13 protein-coding genes and 1 riboswitch are annotated in these 13,827 nt (G+C 51.1%); of the genes, 12 read left to right on the top strand and 1 reads right to left on the bottom strand.

The window, feature by feature from the left end:
• The first annotated feature begins 46 nt into the window (after nucleotides 1-46).
• From V2546_RS07705 to V2546_RS07675, 7 genes are all read left to right on the top strand, one after another.
• Entirely contained in the window at nucleotides 47-376 is a 330-nt protein-coding gene (locus tag V2546_RS07705; protein ID WP_118296761.1) for a cell division protein ZapA, read from the top strand.
• 106 nt (nucleotides 377-482) lie between these two features.
• On the top strand, nucleotides 483-2,702 hold the full coding sequence (locus V2546_RS07700; RefSeq protein WP_329751997.1) for a U32 family peptidase: 2,220 nt from the start codon (nucleotides 483-485) through the stop codon (nucleotides 2,700-2,702).
• 10 nt (nucleotides 2,703-2,712) lie between these two features.
• Nucleotides 2,713-4,047: an FtsW/RodA/SpoVE family cell cycle protein gene (locus tag V2546_RS07695; protein ID WP_329751996.1), complete on the top strand. Its 1,335-nt coding sequence runs from the start codon at nucleotides 2,713-2,715 to the stop codon at nucleotides 4,045-4,047.
• Complete coding sequence (locus V2546_RS07690; RefSeq protein WP_329751995.1) at nucleotides 4,034-5,464, top strand: penicillin-binding transpeptidase domain-containing protein; 1,431 nt, start codon at nucleotides 4,034-4,036, stop codon at nucleotides 5,462-5,464. The genes V2546_RS07695 and V2546_RS07690 overlap by 14 nt, the downstream gene beginning before the upstream one ends.
• A 125-nt stretch (nucleotides 5,465-5,589) precedes the next feature.
• Nucleotides 5,590-6,606, top strand: coding sequence for a UDP-glucose 4-epimerase GalE (gene galE, locus V2546_RS07685; protein ID WP_118296755.1), 1,017 nt, complete (start codon nucleotides 5,590-5,592; stop codon nucleotides 6,604-6,606).
• A gap of 344 nt (nucleotides 6,607-6,950) precedes the next feature.
• Nucleotides 6,951-7,403 (top strand): NUDIX hydrolase, encoded by a 453-nt coding sequence (locus V2546_RS07680; RefSeq protein ID WP_118296753.1) that lies wholly within the window; start codon nucleotides 6,951-6,953, stop codon nucleotides 7,401-7,403.
• Between the two features lie 165 nt (nucleotides 7,404-7,568).
• Nucleotides 7,569-8,375 carry an amidohydrolase family protein gene (locus V2546_RS07675; protein ID WP_329751994.1) on the top strand — a complete coding sequence of 269 codons (807 nt, stop codon included), beginning with the start codon at nucleotides 7,569-7,571 and terminating at the stop codon, nucleotides 8,373-8,375.
• Nucleotides 8,376-8,406: 31 nt separating this feature from the next.
• On the opposite strand, the gene V2546_RS07670 is transcribed toward V2546_RS07675, so the two are convergent.
• Nucleotides 8,407-9,276 carry a YihY/virulence factor BrkB family protein gene (locus V2546_RS07670; RefSeq protein ID WP_118531657.1) on the bottom strand — a complete coding sequence of 290 codons (870 nt, stop codon included), beginning with the start codon at nucleotides 9,274-9,276 and terminating at the stop codon, nucleotides 8,407-8,409.
• 482 nt (nucleotides 9,277-9,758) lie between these two features.
• Between V2546_RS07670 and V2546_RS07665 the strand changes: the two genes are divergently transcribed.
• The 5 genes from V2546_RS07665 to V2546_RS07645 all read left to right on the top strand — a co-directional run bounded on the left by V2546_RS07665 (nucleotide 9,759) and on the right by V2546_RS07645 (nucleotide 13,514).
• Nucleotides 9,759-10,397 carry a single-stranded DNA-binding protein gene (locus V2546_RS07665; RefSeq protein ID WP_118296745.1) on the top strand — a complete coding sequence of 213 codons (639 nt, stop codon included), beginning with the start codon at nucleotides 9,759-9,761 and terminating at the stop codon, nucleotides 10,395-10,397.
• A gap of 176 nt (nucleotides 10,398-10,573) precedes the next feature.
• Nucleotides 10,574-11,113 (top strand): cob(I)yrinic acid a,c-diamide adenosyltransferase, encoded by a 540-nt coding sequence (locus tag V2546_RS07660; RefSeq protein ID WP_329751993.1) that lies wholly within the window; start codon nucleotides 10,574-10,576, stop codon nucleotides 11,111-11,113.
• 11 nt (nucleotides 11,114-11,124) lie between these two features.
• A riboswitch (Lysine riboswitch) is annotated at nucleotides 11,125-11,306 on the top strand.
• Nucleotides 11,307-11,392: 86 nt separating this feature from the next.
• Nucleotides 11,393-12,277, top strand: a complete 885-nt coding sequence (gene dapA, locus V2546_RS07655; RefSeq protein WP_118320957.1) for a 4-hydroxy-tetrahydrodipicolinate synthase — start codon at nucleotides 11,393-11,395, stop codon at nucleotides 12,275-12,277.
• Nucleotides 12,278-12,355: 78 nt separating this feature from the next.
• Nucleotides 12,356-13,108, top strand: coding sequence for a 4-hydroxy-tetrahydrodipicolinate reductase (dapB, locus tag V2546_RS07650; RefSeq protein ID WP_118296741.1), 753 nt, complete (start codon nucleotides 12,356-12,358; stop codon nucleotides 13,106-13,108).
• Between the two features lie 70 nt (nucleotides 13,109-13,178).
• Nucleotides 13,179-13,514, top strand: a complete 336-nt coding sequence (locus V2546_RS07645) for a hypothetical protein (RefSeq protein WP_118320958.1) — start codon at nucleotides 13,179-13,181, stop codon at nucleotides 13,512-13,514.
• Nucleotides 13,515-13,827 lie beyond the last annotated feature (313 nt).

The following is a 13,827-nucleotide window of genomic DNA, read 5'->3' as shown; positions in this document are numbered from 1 at the left end:
AGGCAGAAGAACGGTCATGCGGGGAGAAAAAGTGAGGAATATTGGAATGGAAGAGAAGAATTATACAGAAGTACTGATCAATGGAAACGTCTATACACTGGGCGGAGCGGAAGACCCGGAATATCTGCAGAAAGTGGCTGCCTATATCAATGAAAAAGTTGCCGTATTAAAGGCGCAGCCGGGTTTTACAAGACAGAACAAAGATTACCAGGAAGTCATGATCTACTTAAATCTTGCGGATGATTATTTTAAGACGCTTCAGGAAGCGATGATGCTGCGCGCCCAGAAGGATGAGATGGAGAAAGAGATCTACAGCCTGAAACATGAGCTGATCAGCCTTCAGATGAAGCAGGAGGCTGCCCAGAAAGAGGACTAGCCGGGGAAAATACGGGTTGTCCCCGGAATGTGACTGTAAATATGTGCGGATCTGCAGCCGCTGGATGTTGGCGGCAGGCGGATCCGGATATGTAGAAGGAGAGGACATGAAAAATAGAATGGTTGAGATCCTCGCACCGGCCGGATCCTACGAGAGTATGGTGGCAGCGGTGAACGCGGGAGCGGACGCAGTCTACATCGGCGGAAGCCGGTTTGGCGCGCGTGCTTATGCGAACAACCTGGATGAGGAGACGATGGTAAAGGCGATCGATTTTATGCACCTTCACGGATGCAGGATCTATATGACAGTCAATACTCTCGTCAAAGAAAAAGAAATGTGGGATCTGTATTCCTATCTGAAACCATATTACGAGGCGGGGCTGGACGCTGTCCTGGTCCAGGACATGGGCGCACTCACCTATATCCGGAAACACTTTCCGGATCTGCCGGTGCATATCAGTACCCAGATGACTGTGACGGGAAAGTACAGCGCGAGGGACTTAAAGTCGTTAGGCGCTGTCCGCGTGGTCCCGGCGAGAGAGCTTTCACTGAAGGAGATCCGCGAGATCTATGATGATACAGGGCTTGAGGTGGAGACGTTCGTCCACGGGGCGCTCTGCTACTGCTATTCCGGCCAGTGCCTGTTTTCAAGTCTGATCGGCGGGCGCAGCGGAAACAGAGGGCGTTGTGCCCAGACCTGCCGTCTGCCTTTTGACGCGGAGCAGAATGGAAAATATGTCAACAAAAAGAACGAGAAGTATCTTTTAAGCTTAAAGGACCTCTGCACCCTGGATCTGATCCCGGATATCCTGGAAGCAGGAGTCTGTTCCTTAAAGATCGAGGGACGGATGAAGAGCCCGCGCTATACGGCCGGTGTCGTGAGCATTTACCGGAAATATGTGGACCTCTATTTAAAAGAGGGCCGCGCCGGGTACCATGTAGACCAGGCGGACCGTGACGCCCTGCTCGCCCTTTTTGACCGCGGCGGGCAGTCACAGGGCTATTACAGAGCCCACAATGGCCGGGATATGGTAGTCCTGAAAGAAAAACCGGAATACCGCGACGTGAACCAGGAGCTTTTCGACTATCTGGACCGCACCTATGTAAATACGGAGAAGAAGATCCCGGTGACGGGAAATGCGTATATCGCGGTTGGAAACGCGGGATATTTTTCTGTGTCAGATGAGGCCGGAAATACGGCCTGGGAGGAATCCCAGCCTGCTGAGGAGGCAAAGAATGCCCCGATGGACGCGGAGCGCATCCGGAAACAGCTCTCAAAGACGGGAGATTCCATGTTCACCTTCACAGATCTCTCCGTGGAGTGCGAGGGAAATGTGTTCATGCCGGTACAGGCGTTAAATAAGATGCGTCGGGATGTCCTGGAAAAACTTAAGGAAGAGATCCTTTCCGGATATCGGAGAAACAGCTCAGTTCCTCCGACAAAGGAAGAGGAGACGCTTCCTGTAAGGAAACCGTCGGAAAAGATCCCGGAATTTACTGCGTTTGTCCAGACAAAGGCACAGTTCGAGACAGTTCTCGGGAAGTTCAAGATGTACCGGAAATTATCCGCGGGAGAATACGGGATCTATCTGGCGTCGGAGAGCTTTGATGCCCAGGAGTGGAAAAAACTTGCGGACCGCTGCCATGAGGCCGGAGTGAGATGTTATCTGATGATGCCGAGAATCTTCCGGAAAGAGGCGGAGCAGTATTTTAGAAAGCAGATGGATCTTTTAAAGAACGCCGGTTTTGACGCTCTCGGGATCGGATCAATGGAAGAACCGGGATTCCTTAAGGAAGCTGGGATCGGGCTGCCGCTCTTTTTTGACCAGGGAATGTATTCCTGGAACCACCTGGCCGGGGAGGCGATGGAGCAGTACGGGGCGGACCGTCTGACCGTTCCTGTGGAGTTGAATGAGCGGGAGATCCGGGATTCCGGGATCCACGGAGAGATGATCGTATACGGCTATCTGCCGATGATGATCTCCGCACAGTGTATCAGGAAGACGACGCTCGGATGTTCCGGAAAACCGGAGATCATGTGGCTGAAGGACCGCAAAGAGATGCGTTTCCCGGTGGTGAATCAGTGCCGTTTTTGTTATAACACGATCTACAACTCGGCTCCGCTTTCTCTTCTTGGACTTTCGGCTTCGGTGGAAGGACTCGGACCGAAGGCGCTCCGCCTGAACTTTACGGTAGAGGAACCGGCGGCTGCGGGCGAGATCCTGGACGCGTTTTTCGAGGAGTACGCTCTGGGAGAAAAGGCAGCAGAACCGTCTGTTTTGAAAAATCAGTTTACGCGCGGACATTTTAAGCGCGGAGTAGAGTAGGTGATAAGTTTTGACGAATCTGATCATACAAATATCGAGATACCTGATGATCCTCCTCATTGCCCTGGATACTTACTATAATTTCCGTTTCTTTTCCGTGCGGGATGAGGAGGGAAAAGACCGCGTCTGCGGGCGTCAGCTCGTGTGCCTGTTTATGCTTCACTTTCTGGCGAATGTCCTGATCTGGCTGAATACGGGATCTGTGACGATGCTGGCCTTTTATGGGGCGCAGGTGCTGTTTTTCCTGCTGTATATCTATCTGACCCGCCTGTTTTACCGGAACAGCTCCAGGCTTCTCGTCAACAATATGTGCACGCTCCTGGCAACGGGATTTATTATCTTGACAAGACTGAATCCCGACCGGGCGATGCGTCAGTTTGCGATCGTTGCGGCGGCAGCAGTCGTGACATGGATCATCCCGTTCATCATCGACCGGGTGTGGCAGCTTGTCACGTTTCCGTGGGTCTACGGGATCCTGGGGCTTGTGCTTCTCGCCGTGGTGTGCGTGATCGGAAATACTTCCTACGGAGCCCAGCTCTCCCTGACGTTCGGGGGATTTACGGTGCAGCCATCCGAGTTTGTAAAGATCAGCTTTGTATTCTTTGTGGCTGCCATGTTCTACCAGTCGACAGACCGGGACACGATCATTAAGACGACCGTTGTTGCGGCGGTCCATGTTCTGGTCCTGGTGCTCTCGAAGGACCTGGGAAGTGCGCTGATCTTTTTCGTGGCCTATATGACGATGCTCTTTGTCGCGACATCCAGTTATCTGTGGTTCGGTGCAGGCATCGCAGGCGGATCCGTTGCAGCGGTCGCGGCTTACTACCTTTTCCCGCATGTGAGAAGACGTGTGGAGGCCTGGGCGGATCCGTGGTCTGATATCGCGAACAAGGGCTACCAGGTTGCCCAGGCGCTGTTCGCGATCGGAACAGGCGGCTGGTTCGGAATGGGATTATACCGCGGAATGCCGGAGAAGATCCCGGTGGTGGACAAGGATTTTGTCTTTGCAGCGATCTCCGAGGAGATGGGAGCGCTCTATGCGCTCTGTGTTCTATTTTTGTGCCTTGGCTGCTATATGCAGTTCATGATGATCGCGATGAAGATGCAGGCGATGTTCTACAAACTGATTGCATTCGGGCTTGGAAGCGTCTATATCACACAGGTGTTCCTGACGATCGGCGGTGTGACAAAGTTTATCCCGTCGACGGGTGTGACGTTGCCGCTTGTGAGCTACGGCGGAAGTTCCATCGTCTCCACATTTATCATATTCCAGGTCATTCAGGGACTCTACGTCTTAAAACGCGGAGAAGAAGAGGAGGAGGAACATTCAAGTGAAGAAGAGTAAACCGAATCCGAAAGCAAACCGGAATATCCTCTGGTTTGTGTATGCAGCAGTATTTTTATTTCTGACGATGGGGATCTATCTGGGATACTTTCTCGTTGTGAAGAGCGATACGGTGATCGACAATCCTTACAATGCCAGAGCGACGATCTTCGAGGACCGGGTCACCCGCGGAAAGATCCTTGCCGATGACGGGACCGTGCTTGCGAGGACCGTGACAGCGACCGGTTCTGACGGGACAGAGACCCGTGAGTACCCATACGGCAGTCTGTTTGCCCATGTGGTGGGGTATTCGACGGTGGGAAAGACCGGAATCGAGTCGCTGGCAAACTTTGACCTCCTGCGGTCCCATACAAACCTGATCGAGCAGACGGCGGATGAAATCATGGGGAGAAAGAGCGTCGGTGACAATGTGGTGACAACCTTAAATGTGAATCTGCAGCAGATCGCCTCGGACGCACTCGGAAAGAACCGGGGAGCGGTCATTGCCATCGAGCCGGATACCGGAAAGATCCTCTGCATGGTGTCAAAACCGTCGTTCGATCCGAACACGGTGGCGGCAAACTGGCAGGACCTTGTAAACGGGGACAGCACGGAGGCAAAAATGTTGAACCGTGCGACCCAGGGACTTTACCCGCCGGGCTCCACCTTCAAGATCGTCACGGCCCTGGAGTATATGAGAGAGCACCCGGGCGCATACAATGACTATCACTTTGACTGCAGCGGGATCTTTTCATTTGAGAATAATAAGATCCAGTGCTACCACAAGACGGCTCATGGGTCCCAGGACTTTACGCAGGCGTTTGCAAACTCCTGCAACGGAGCGTTCGCGAACCTCGGCACAGAGCTTGATCTGACAAGCTACCGGAATCTTGCGGAGCAGCTGCTGTTTAACCGGAGTCTGCCGCTCGACATTCCGTACAGCAGGAGCACCTTCAAGATGCAGCCGGACGCAGAGACATGGGAAGTCCTGCAGACAAGTATCGGACAGGGACAGACACTGATGTCCCCGATGCATAACCTCCTGATCACTGCAGCGATCGCGAACGGCGGGATTCTGATGAAACCGTATCTGATGGATCATGTGGAGAATTCCGGCGGCGATGTGATCCGGAAGTTTTCCCCGTCAGTGGCGGGAGAACTGATGGTGCCGAACGAGACGGACGCCTTAAAGAATCTGATGGTACAGGTTGTCAACGTCGGAACAGGATCCGCCTTGAAGCGGGATTCCTACCAGGTGGCAGGAAAGACAGGATCTGCGGAAGTTGACAAGGCAAAAGAGACCCACGCCTGGTTTGTAGGCTTTGCTCCGGCGGATGATCCGAAGATCGCAGTCTGCGTGATCGTCGAGGAAGGCGGTTCCGGCGGACACACTGCGGCTCCGATCGCGGCTAAATTGTTTGACGCGTGGCTGCAGTAAAGGAAAGAAATCTGTATAAGATAAAAGAAAAATGATATTCCCTTTTATCTGCAGCGGTGTTAAAATGATAACGAAAAAGTAAAATAACCGTATCTCAGAACGGCAATATTCGGGGAGGGTTCATCATGAGAATTTTAGTAACCGGCGGCGCAGGATATATCGGAAGCCATACATGTCTGGCACTTTTAGAGCAGGGACATGAGGTCGTAGTTTTTGATAATCTCTACAATGCGTCGGAAGAGTCATTGAAAAGAGTAAAACAGCTCACAGGAAAGGATATCACATTCTACAAGGCGGATATGCTGGACCGTGATGCGATGGAAAAGATCTTTGACGCGGAGAAGATCGACGCAGTGATCCATTTCGCTGGATTAAAGGCAGTCGGCGAGTCCGTGGCAAAACCGTGGGAATATTACCACAACAATATCACCGGTACGCTGATTCTTCTCGACGTGATGAGAAAGCATGGCGTGAAGAAGATCATCTTCAGCTCCTCCGCTACCGTATACGGAGACCCGGCGTTCGTCCCGATCACCGAGGAGTGCCCGAAGGGACAGTGCACAAACCCGTATGGACAGACGAAGAGCATGCTGGAGCAGATTCTTACCGATATGCAGAAGGCAGATCCGGAGTGGAATGTGATCCTGCTCCGCTACTTCAACCCGGTTGGAGCTCATGAGAGCGGCCTGATCGGCGAGGATCCGGAGGGAATCCCGAACAACCTGACACCGTACATCACTCAGGTTGCGATCGGAAAGTTAAAAGAGGTCGGTGTATTCGGAAACGACTACGATACTCCGGACGGAACGGGCGTCCGCGATTATATCCATGTGATGGATCTTGCGGAAGGTCATGTAAAGGCGTTAAAGAAATTTGAGGACAAGCCGGCGGTATATATCTATAATCTCGGAACCGGTCACGGATACAGTGTTCTCGATGTGATCCACGCATTCTCAAAGGCGGTCGGAAAAGAGATCCCGTATGTGATCAAGCCGCGCCGCGCGGGAGATATCGCGACCTGCTATTCCGATGCGACAAAGGCGAAAGTGGAGCTCGGCTGGGAAGCAAAGAGAACACTCGATGATATGTGCCGTGATGCATGGAACTGGCAGTCCAAAAACCCGAACGGATATCGTTCATAAAAGAAAACAACAGGCGACCTGAAAATGGTCACGGATGTGAAAACTCCGGCGGAATGTCGATATTCCTGCCGGAGTTTTCTTTTTAACAGGAAATACCGATGGAACTTCCTGTTAAAAAAGGGCACTGCCTCCCTAAGATGAGTACTCGCGCGAAGAGGAAGGTTGTCGCAGGCGACCGCGCGAGACGCCCGAATGTACCTTGGCACATGCCTCCTGGTGTCAGGGTCAGAGAAAACGTGGTTGCAAACACGGATAAAAAGAAGTATACTAAACACAGTTAAAAACACACCTGCGGAATCTGCTTTTAGCGGAGTCCCTTGAATGCCTGTCAGGAGGAAATTGCGATGATAGAAGCAACGAGCTGTGGCGGTGTGGTTATATTTCGGGGCAAGATCCTGGTCCTCTATAAGAACTACAGAAATAAGTATGAAGGATGGGTTTTGCCGAAAGGAACTGTGGAAGCAGGAGAAGAGTTTAAAGAAACGGCTCTCAGAGAGGTGAAAGAGGAGACCGGGGTTCAGGCCCAGATCATCAAGTACATCGGAAAGAGCCAGTATTCATTTAACACGCCGCAGGATACCGTCGACAAGGAAGTCCATTGGTATCTGATGATGGCGGACAGTTATTACAGTAAACCACAGCGCGAAGAGTACTTCGTAGACTCCGGATATTATAAATATTATGAGGCGTACCACCTTCTGAAATTCTCAAATGAGAAGCAGATCCTGGAGAAAGCCTACCACGAATATCTGGATCTGAAAAGATGTAATCTCTGGGGCAGCAAGAAATATTTCTGATCCCGGGATCACAACTGTGTCATGCAGAATTTTCGGTCAGGAAGATTCCTGACCGTGAAAAGCAACCGGCAAAACCTCTGGAAACAGAGGTTTTTGCTGTATATGAAGACCGGAAAGCAGCAAGTGCGGCAAAACAGTACAGGGAAAGACATAAGGAGTGAGAATATGAAAATTATTGATGTACATCTTCACTTTGTGCCGGAGAATCCCTATTTTCAGGAGATCGCGGTGCGGGCGGAACATAAAAATACAGAAGAAGATTTAAGGGCAGTCTATCAGAAATACGGGATCGTCGGCGGTGTCGTTATGGGAAACCGCGGCGTTGATCCGGCGGCACATTCCTACCCGGATTTTCTGAAATACTGTGTCGGACTCGACCGGGATTTTCTGGTGAGTCAGGATAAAAAGAAGAGTCTGGACCAGGTGGAGGCAAACTTAAAGCGGGAGGACTGCGTCGGGATCAAGCTGTATCCCGGCTACAATAAAGCGTATGTGACGGATGAAGTGTATGAGCCGGTCTATGAGCTTGCAAAGGCATATAATAAGCCGGTTGCGATCCACATGGGGCAGACGGCCGGTTCCCGCGCTTACTTAAAGTACAGCCACCCGCTGACCCTGGATGAGGCAGCAGTCCGCCATCCGGATGTGACGTTCGTGATGTGCCATTTCGGAAATCCGTGGCTCATGGATGCGGCGGCTGTCGTGGAGAAAAATGAGAATGTGATGACGGATCTCTCCGGACTTCTGGAGGGAAAGATCGATTTTCCAAAGCTTTTAGAACAGCAGAGAGGATATTTTGACACGCTGAAGACCTGGATCTCCTATTGCAGCCAGTATGAGAAGTTCATGTTTGGAACCGACTGGCCGTTAGCCAATTACGGAGATTACATCGAGGTCGTAAAATGGCTGATCCCGGAGAAAGAGTGGGAGAAAGTCTTTTACGAGAATGCAAAGAGGATCTACGGATTTTAAGAATTGCTCCGCAGACCGACCGGTCTGAAACTCAAATCTTTGTAGTAGGATCCGAGGCAGTTTTCTTCTGTGAAATTTGGATCCTTTCCCTGTAAAACAGCAGAAACCAGTTGATCTCCGCCCCCACAAACAGAATGCAGATGGAGGCATAGAGCCACAGCATAAAAAGGATCACGGCGGTCAGACTTCCGTAGGTGACAGCGTATGAGCCGAAATACCGGAAGTAGACAGAGAATGCCAGGGAAGTGAGTGCCCAGCCTGCGGCGGAGAACATTGCACCGGGGATCTGTCCGGGGATTGAAAGCCTGCGGTGCGGAAGCGCAGTGTAAAGCGCAATAAAAAAGATCGTCAGCATGAAAAACATGACAAGACCGCGGCACAGGGAGATCGTTCCCGAGAGGTACACCAGGGCAGGGATCCATTTTAAGAGCATTCCCTGAAGGAAGTTTCCGAAGACGAGGAGCGCGAGACTTGCCACGCACATCAGGGAAAAACAGAGCGTGTAAACGCTGCAGAGTGCCCTGCGGAGAATATAATTCCGCGGGGACGTGACTCCAAATACCCGGTTTAAGCCCTTTTCGATCCCGAGCATCCCCTTTGATGCGGACCAGATGGCGGCTAGCGCAGTCACGGAGATCAGGGCTGCCGGGGAGTCGGAGCGCAGACTGTCCAGAAGGTAGATCAAGAGTCCGCGAAAGCGGTCCGGGATCGCCGGGAGCAGAAAGCGGAGAAGGTCCGCTTCGTGGATCATAGGAGCGACCTGGATCAGGGCCAGGAGGACCATGAAAAACGGGAATGCTGCCATTATGATGAAAAATGATGCCTGTGCGGCATATACGGACATTTCGTCCGCAGAATATTTCAAATAGACCTGTCGTCCGAAGAGAAGCAGGTGGATCATAAAAGTCTTTTCCTTTTCACAACAGCCCAGGGATCCCAGGGCTGTTGTCCTTTCATATATTCATAGAGTGGAAGGCAGAAATCCCATCGGCGGAGCCGATCCGGAATGGATTTTTGCCCGTAACGGTGAGGGTACTGAACAGTTACGACGATCTTTATAAAATATTAACATGAACAGAAAAAAATAACAAGTACAGGCAAAAATGAAGAGGTCCCGTGAAGAGTTCCAGGGAAAATCTGCTGTCGTAACTGCATTGTCCGGGATTTTCAGCTCGGAAAATTCTTATCCGCGAAAAGTAATAATTCTGCCTGCATATGGTAAAAATGGGGGTTCCTGTCAGAAACTGGAAAAACAAAAGGAGTATTGTCGACAAAAACAGGGAAAAAACGGACACAAAACGGTTCTGAAATACGTTCTGATTACATACAAATATACGGTAAAAGCTGTATAGCGGAAAAAACAATCAAAAAGGAGAAAATACTATGACAGAAAAAGGAATGGAGAACAATAAAGTAACCGTAATCGGAACGATCGTTTCAGGATTCACATTCAGTCATGCAGTGTTCGGGGAAGGATTCTATCTGGTGGATCTTCTCGTAAATCGTTTGAGTGAGCAGGCGGACACGATCCCGCTTATGATATCAGAACGTCTGATCGATGTGACGAAAGATTACCGGGGCTGTACAATGGAAGCTTCCGGACAGTTCCGCTCCTACAACCGCCATGAGGGGACGAAAAACCGTCTGGTCCTGTCTGTGTTTGTCAGAGAAGTCCGTTTCATGGAGGAGTTCACGGATTATACGAAGACGAACCAGATCTTCCTGGACGGGTACATATGCAAGGAGCCGGTCTACCGGAAGACCCCGCTCGGAAGAGAGATCGCAGATCTTCTCGTGGCAGTGAACCGGCCGTACGGAAAATCTGACTATATCCCGTGCATCGCCTGGGGCAGGAACGCGAGATATGCATCCGGATTCGGCGTCGGAACAAGGATCCTGATCTGGGGGCGTGTCCAGAGCAGGGAGTACACAAAAAAAGTCAGTGAGACAGAGTGCGAGAAACGCGTGGCGTACGAGGTATCCGTGAGCAAACTGGAATGCGCGGAACACGCAGAAGTGTAGAAGATCCTGCTGCAGTGCACGGGTATGGAGTGTCCGTGTACTGCAGCATACTGCCGTCCGGATCCCGCCGGCATACAGGCAAATCTCTTGCAAACGGAAGTAAGGTGTGATAATATAGCATAGCAGAAGCCCTGAAAAGCTTCAGCGAATGGTATACACAAAGAGAGGGAATGATCATGGCAAGTGGCAGAGTCCGTGTGATCTGCGGAGCGGGTAACGGAAAGTCCGCATCGGCGCTTGGATACGCAATGATGGGAGTTTTCCGCGGAAAAAGGGTCATTATGGTACAGTTCCTGAAAGGAATGATCGGAGAGGAAGCGGCGGACGTTTTAAAACGTCTGGAGCCGGATCTGAAATTTTTCTGCTTCGAACATTCAAAGGAACGGTTTGAGGACCTTCCGGAGGAGCAGAAGCACGAGGAACTGATGAATCTGCGAAACGGCTTCAATTTCGCGAAAAAGGTAATGACAACGGGGGAGTGTGACGTTCTGATCCTGGATGAGATCCTTGGGATCGTGGACCAGGGGATCATCTCAGCCGAAGAATTCCAGAGTTTCCTTGAGGCAAGAGATGAGGAGACCGATCTGGTCATGACCGGGCGTGTGTGTCCGGAGGGAATCGAGAAGTATGTGGATGAAATTTCTGTAGTTTCCACAGGAAAGAATTCACGGATTTCACAGGCAGAAAACATAGACATTGACAATCATCAGGAATGATGATACCATAAATGATAAGTAGAGGTCGCGCCTGACATGAGTAGACCGGCAGATAGAGGGAAATGGCTGCCGGAGAAAAGGGGAGGGCGCCGAAGAGACAGGAAAATAAGTCCCTAGGGTTCCCGTTTCTGGGCATGCGGTGAAGAATCGTATGACTGTCATCTTTAGAAAAAGATGGAGGGCTGCTTAATCTGGAAGATTCGGGAGCTGACATCTTATTTGATCTCAGCTCCTTTTCTTTTGACATGATATTTTACATAATAAAGAGGAGGACGCAGTATGGCTATTTTTGAAGGAGCCGGCGTAGCACTTGTAACGCCATTTAAGGAAAATGGATCAGTAAATTATGAGGTACTGGAAAGCCTGATCGAGGAACAGATCGCAGGTGGAACTGATTGTATCGTAGCGATGGGAACCACAGGCGAGTCCGCGACAACATCCGAGGAGGAGCACATCCAGGTGATCCGTTTCGTATGCGAAGTCGTAAACGGAAGGATTCCGGTCGTTGCCGGAACAGGATCCAATTGTACGCAGACAGCGGTTGAACTTTCCGTTGAGGCTGAGGAAGCTGGTGCGGACGGTGTCCTGTTAGTCTCCCCGTACTACAATAAAGCGACACAGAATGGCTTAAAGGCACATTTCACAAAGATCGCAAACTCCATCAAGATCCCGGCGATCCTCTATAACGTACCGAGCCGTACCGGCGTCAACATCGCTCCGGAGACCATCGTTGATCTCTGCAAGAATGTCGAGAATATCGTCGGAGTCAAGGAAGCGAGCGGAAACTTCTCCGCAGTTGCGAAGATCCTCCAGCTCTCCGGCGGATATGTGGATGTATATTCCGGAAATGATGACCAGGTTGTTCCGATGCTGGCACTCGGCGCAAAGGGCGTGATCTCCGTTCTCTCCAACGTTGCTCCGAAGCAGACCCACGATATGTGTGCAGAATTCTTCAAAGGCAATGTGGAAGCCAGCAGACGAATCCAGTTAAAGGCTCTTCCGCTGATCGAAGCTCTGTTCTCTGAGGTAAACCCGATCCCGGTAAAGGCAGCGTTAAACTTAATGGGTAAGAATGTCGGCGAGCCGAGACTTCCGCTTACAGTGATGGAGCCGCAGCACCAGGAAGTATTAAAGAAGGCAATGCAGGATTTCGGTATCCTGTAGGAAACGATAGGAAAAAAGCCGCGGCGGAGCTGCAGCATGGCGGCGCACTGCCGGTCGGTTTCAGATGAGGAGAAAACAATGATCAGAGCAATTATGAATGGATGCCACGGTGTGATGGGACATGTGATCACGGATATTATCTCAAAGGATGACGCGATCGAGATCGTCGCAGGCGTGGATATGAACACAGAAACTTACGCAGGATATCCGGTATTCAAATCTCTCGCTGAGTGCCCGGAGGCCGATGTCATCATCGACTTCTCCACAGCGAAAGCGGTTGACGGACTCCTGGATTACTGTGAGGAGAAGAAGGTTCCGGTCGTTTTATGTACCACAGGACTTTCTGAGGATCAGTTAAACCATGTAAAAGAGGCGAGCAAAGTGGACGCAGTCCTTCGCTCTGCAAATATGTCCATCGGGATCAATCTTCTCATGAAGACATTAAAAGAGGTTGCCCCGGTCCTTGCGGCAGCAGGATTTGATATCGAGATCCTGGAGAAGCACCACAACCGTAAGATCGACGCGCCGAGCGGAACAGCCATCGCTCTTGCAGACGCTATCAATGAGAGTCTTGACAATACCTACCACTATAAATATGACCGTTCCTCCGAGCGTGTCGCAAGAGATCCGAAGGAGATCGGGATCCAGGCTATGCGCGGCGGCACCATCGTCGGCGAGCATGATATCATGTTCGCAGGCCGCGATGAAGTCATCACCTTCACACACACCGCTTACTCCCGCGAGATCTTCGCAAAGGGCGCTGTGGAGGCTGCGAAATTCCTCGCAGGAAAACCGGCAGGACTTTATGATATGTCCGACGTGATCGGTTGATATCCATTTTTTTCCAAAATACTTCTCCTTTCTATGGCACATAATAGCCGTAGAAAGGAGATTGTTTTTTATGGGAAAAATCAGATGGATCAGAGTATGTGTGCTTCTTGTGATGACCGTGACCGTCATGACAGCATGCGGAAGAAAGAACGGAAATAATATGACCACGGCTCCGGATACGGGAAGCGCCGGAGCGGGAACGACCATGGAGAGCCGGACCGATGGAACGAACCAGAGTACGAACGCCCCGTCCCAGACGGCCGGCGAGAGCGGAGGAGTCCTGAGGGACATGGTAGATGATGTGGGAGACGGCATCAATAACCTGACGGACGATGTGACCGGCATGTCGGGGACCACCGCGGCGGGAGCGGAGAGCAGCGCGCGGGAGACAACCCGGGCAGACTAAGAGGGAACGCGAAACCGTTGCAGTACACGAGCGTCCCATGCCCGTGTGCTGCAACATGTTTCTGCCGATGCCCTGCATTCCGGACCGGCATGTCGGGAACCAATGCGACGGTATCATGCGGAATTTTCCGGCCGGAAAATTCCCGCCCGTGTGCAGGAATGTGAAATACCGCAGTATGATCCTGCGGCTGACTTGAAAAAGTAAATTCCAGTGAAAAAGTAAATTCCACCGCTCTTTTAAAAGTTGCTTATAATCTAGTGATTTTTAAGAAGAAAAGCGGAATCTATGCTATAATACAAGTAATCTATGGCGA

The organism is Clostridium sp. CM74B_53, from assembly GCF_036318045.1.
In the GTDB taxonomy this organism is placed as follows: domain Bacteria; phylum Bacillota; class Clostridia; order Lachnospirales; family Lachnospiraceae; genus Pilosibacter.
The sequence above is the reverse complement of the archived record's forward strand: the minus strand, read 5'-3'. Positions and strand labels throughout refer to the sequence as shown.

What these genes read in the sequence shown, in the direction of transcription:
- V2546_RS07705 (WP_118296761.1), top strand. Translation starts at nt 47, where the DNA reads ATGGAAGAGAAGAATTATACAGAAGTACTGATCAATGGAAACGTCTAT.
- V2546_RS07700 (WP_329751997.1), top strand. Translation starts at nt 483, where the DNA reads ATGAAAAATAGAATGGTTGAGATCCTCGCACCGGCCGGATCCTACGAG.
- galE (WP_118296755.1), top strand. Translation starts at nt 5,590, where the DNA reads ATGAGAATTTTAGTAACCGGCGGCGCAGGATATATCGGAAGCCATACA.
- V2546_RS07680 (WP_118296753.1), top strand. Translation starts at nt 6,951, where the DNA reads ATGATAGAAGCAACGAGCTGTGGCGGTGTGGTTATATTTCGGGGCAAG.
- V2546_RS07675 (WP_329751994.1), top strand. Translation starts at nt 7,569, where the DNA reads ATGAAAATTATTGATGTACATCTTCACTTTGTGCCGGAGAATCCCTAT.
- V2546_RS07670 (WP_118531657.1), bottom strand. Translation starts at nt 9,276, where the DNA reads ATGATCCACCTGCTTCTCTTCGGACGACAGGTCTATTTGAAATATTCT.
- V2546_RS07665 (WP_118296745.1), top strand. Translation starts at nt 9,759, where the DNA reads ATGACAGAAAAAGGAATGGAGAACAATAAAGTAACCGTAATCGGAACG.
- V2546_RS07660 (WP_329751993.1), top strand. Translation starts at nt 10,574, where the DNA reads ATGGCAAGTGGCAGAGTCCGTGTGATCTGCGGAGCGGGTAACGGAAAG.
- dapA (WP_118320957.1), top strand. Translation starts at nt 11,393, where the DNA reads ATGGCTATTTTTGAAGGAGCCGGCGTAGCACTTGTAACGCCATTTAAG.
- dapB (WP_118296741.1), top strand. Translation starts at nt 12,356, where the DNA reads ATGATCAGAGCAATTATGAATGGATGCCACGGTGTGATGGGACATGTG.
- V2546_RS07645 (WP_118320958.1), top strand. Translation starts at nt 13,179, where the DNA reads ATGGGAAAAATCAGATGGATCAGAGTATGTGTGCTTCTTGTGATGACC.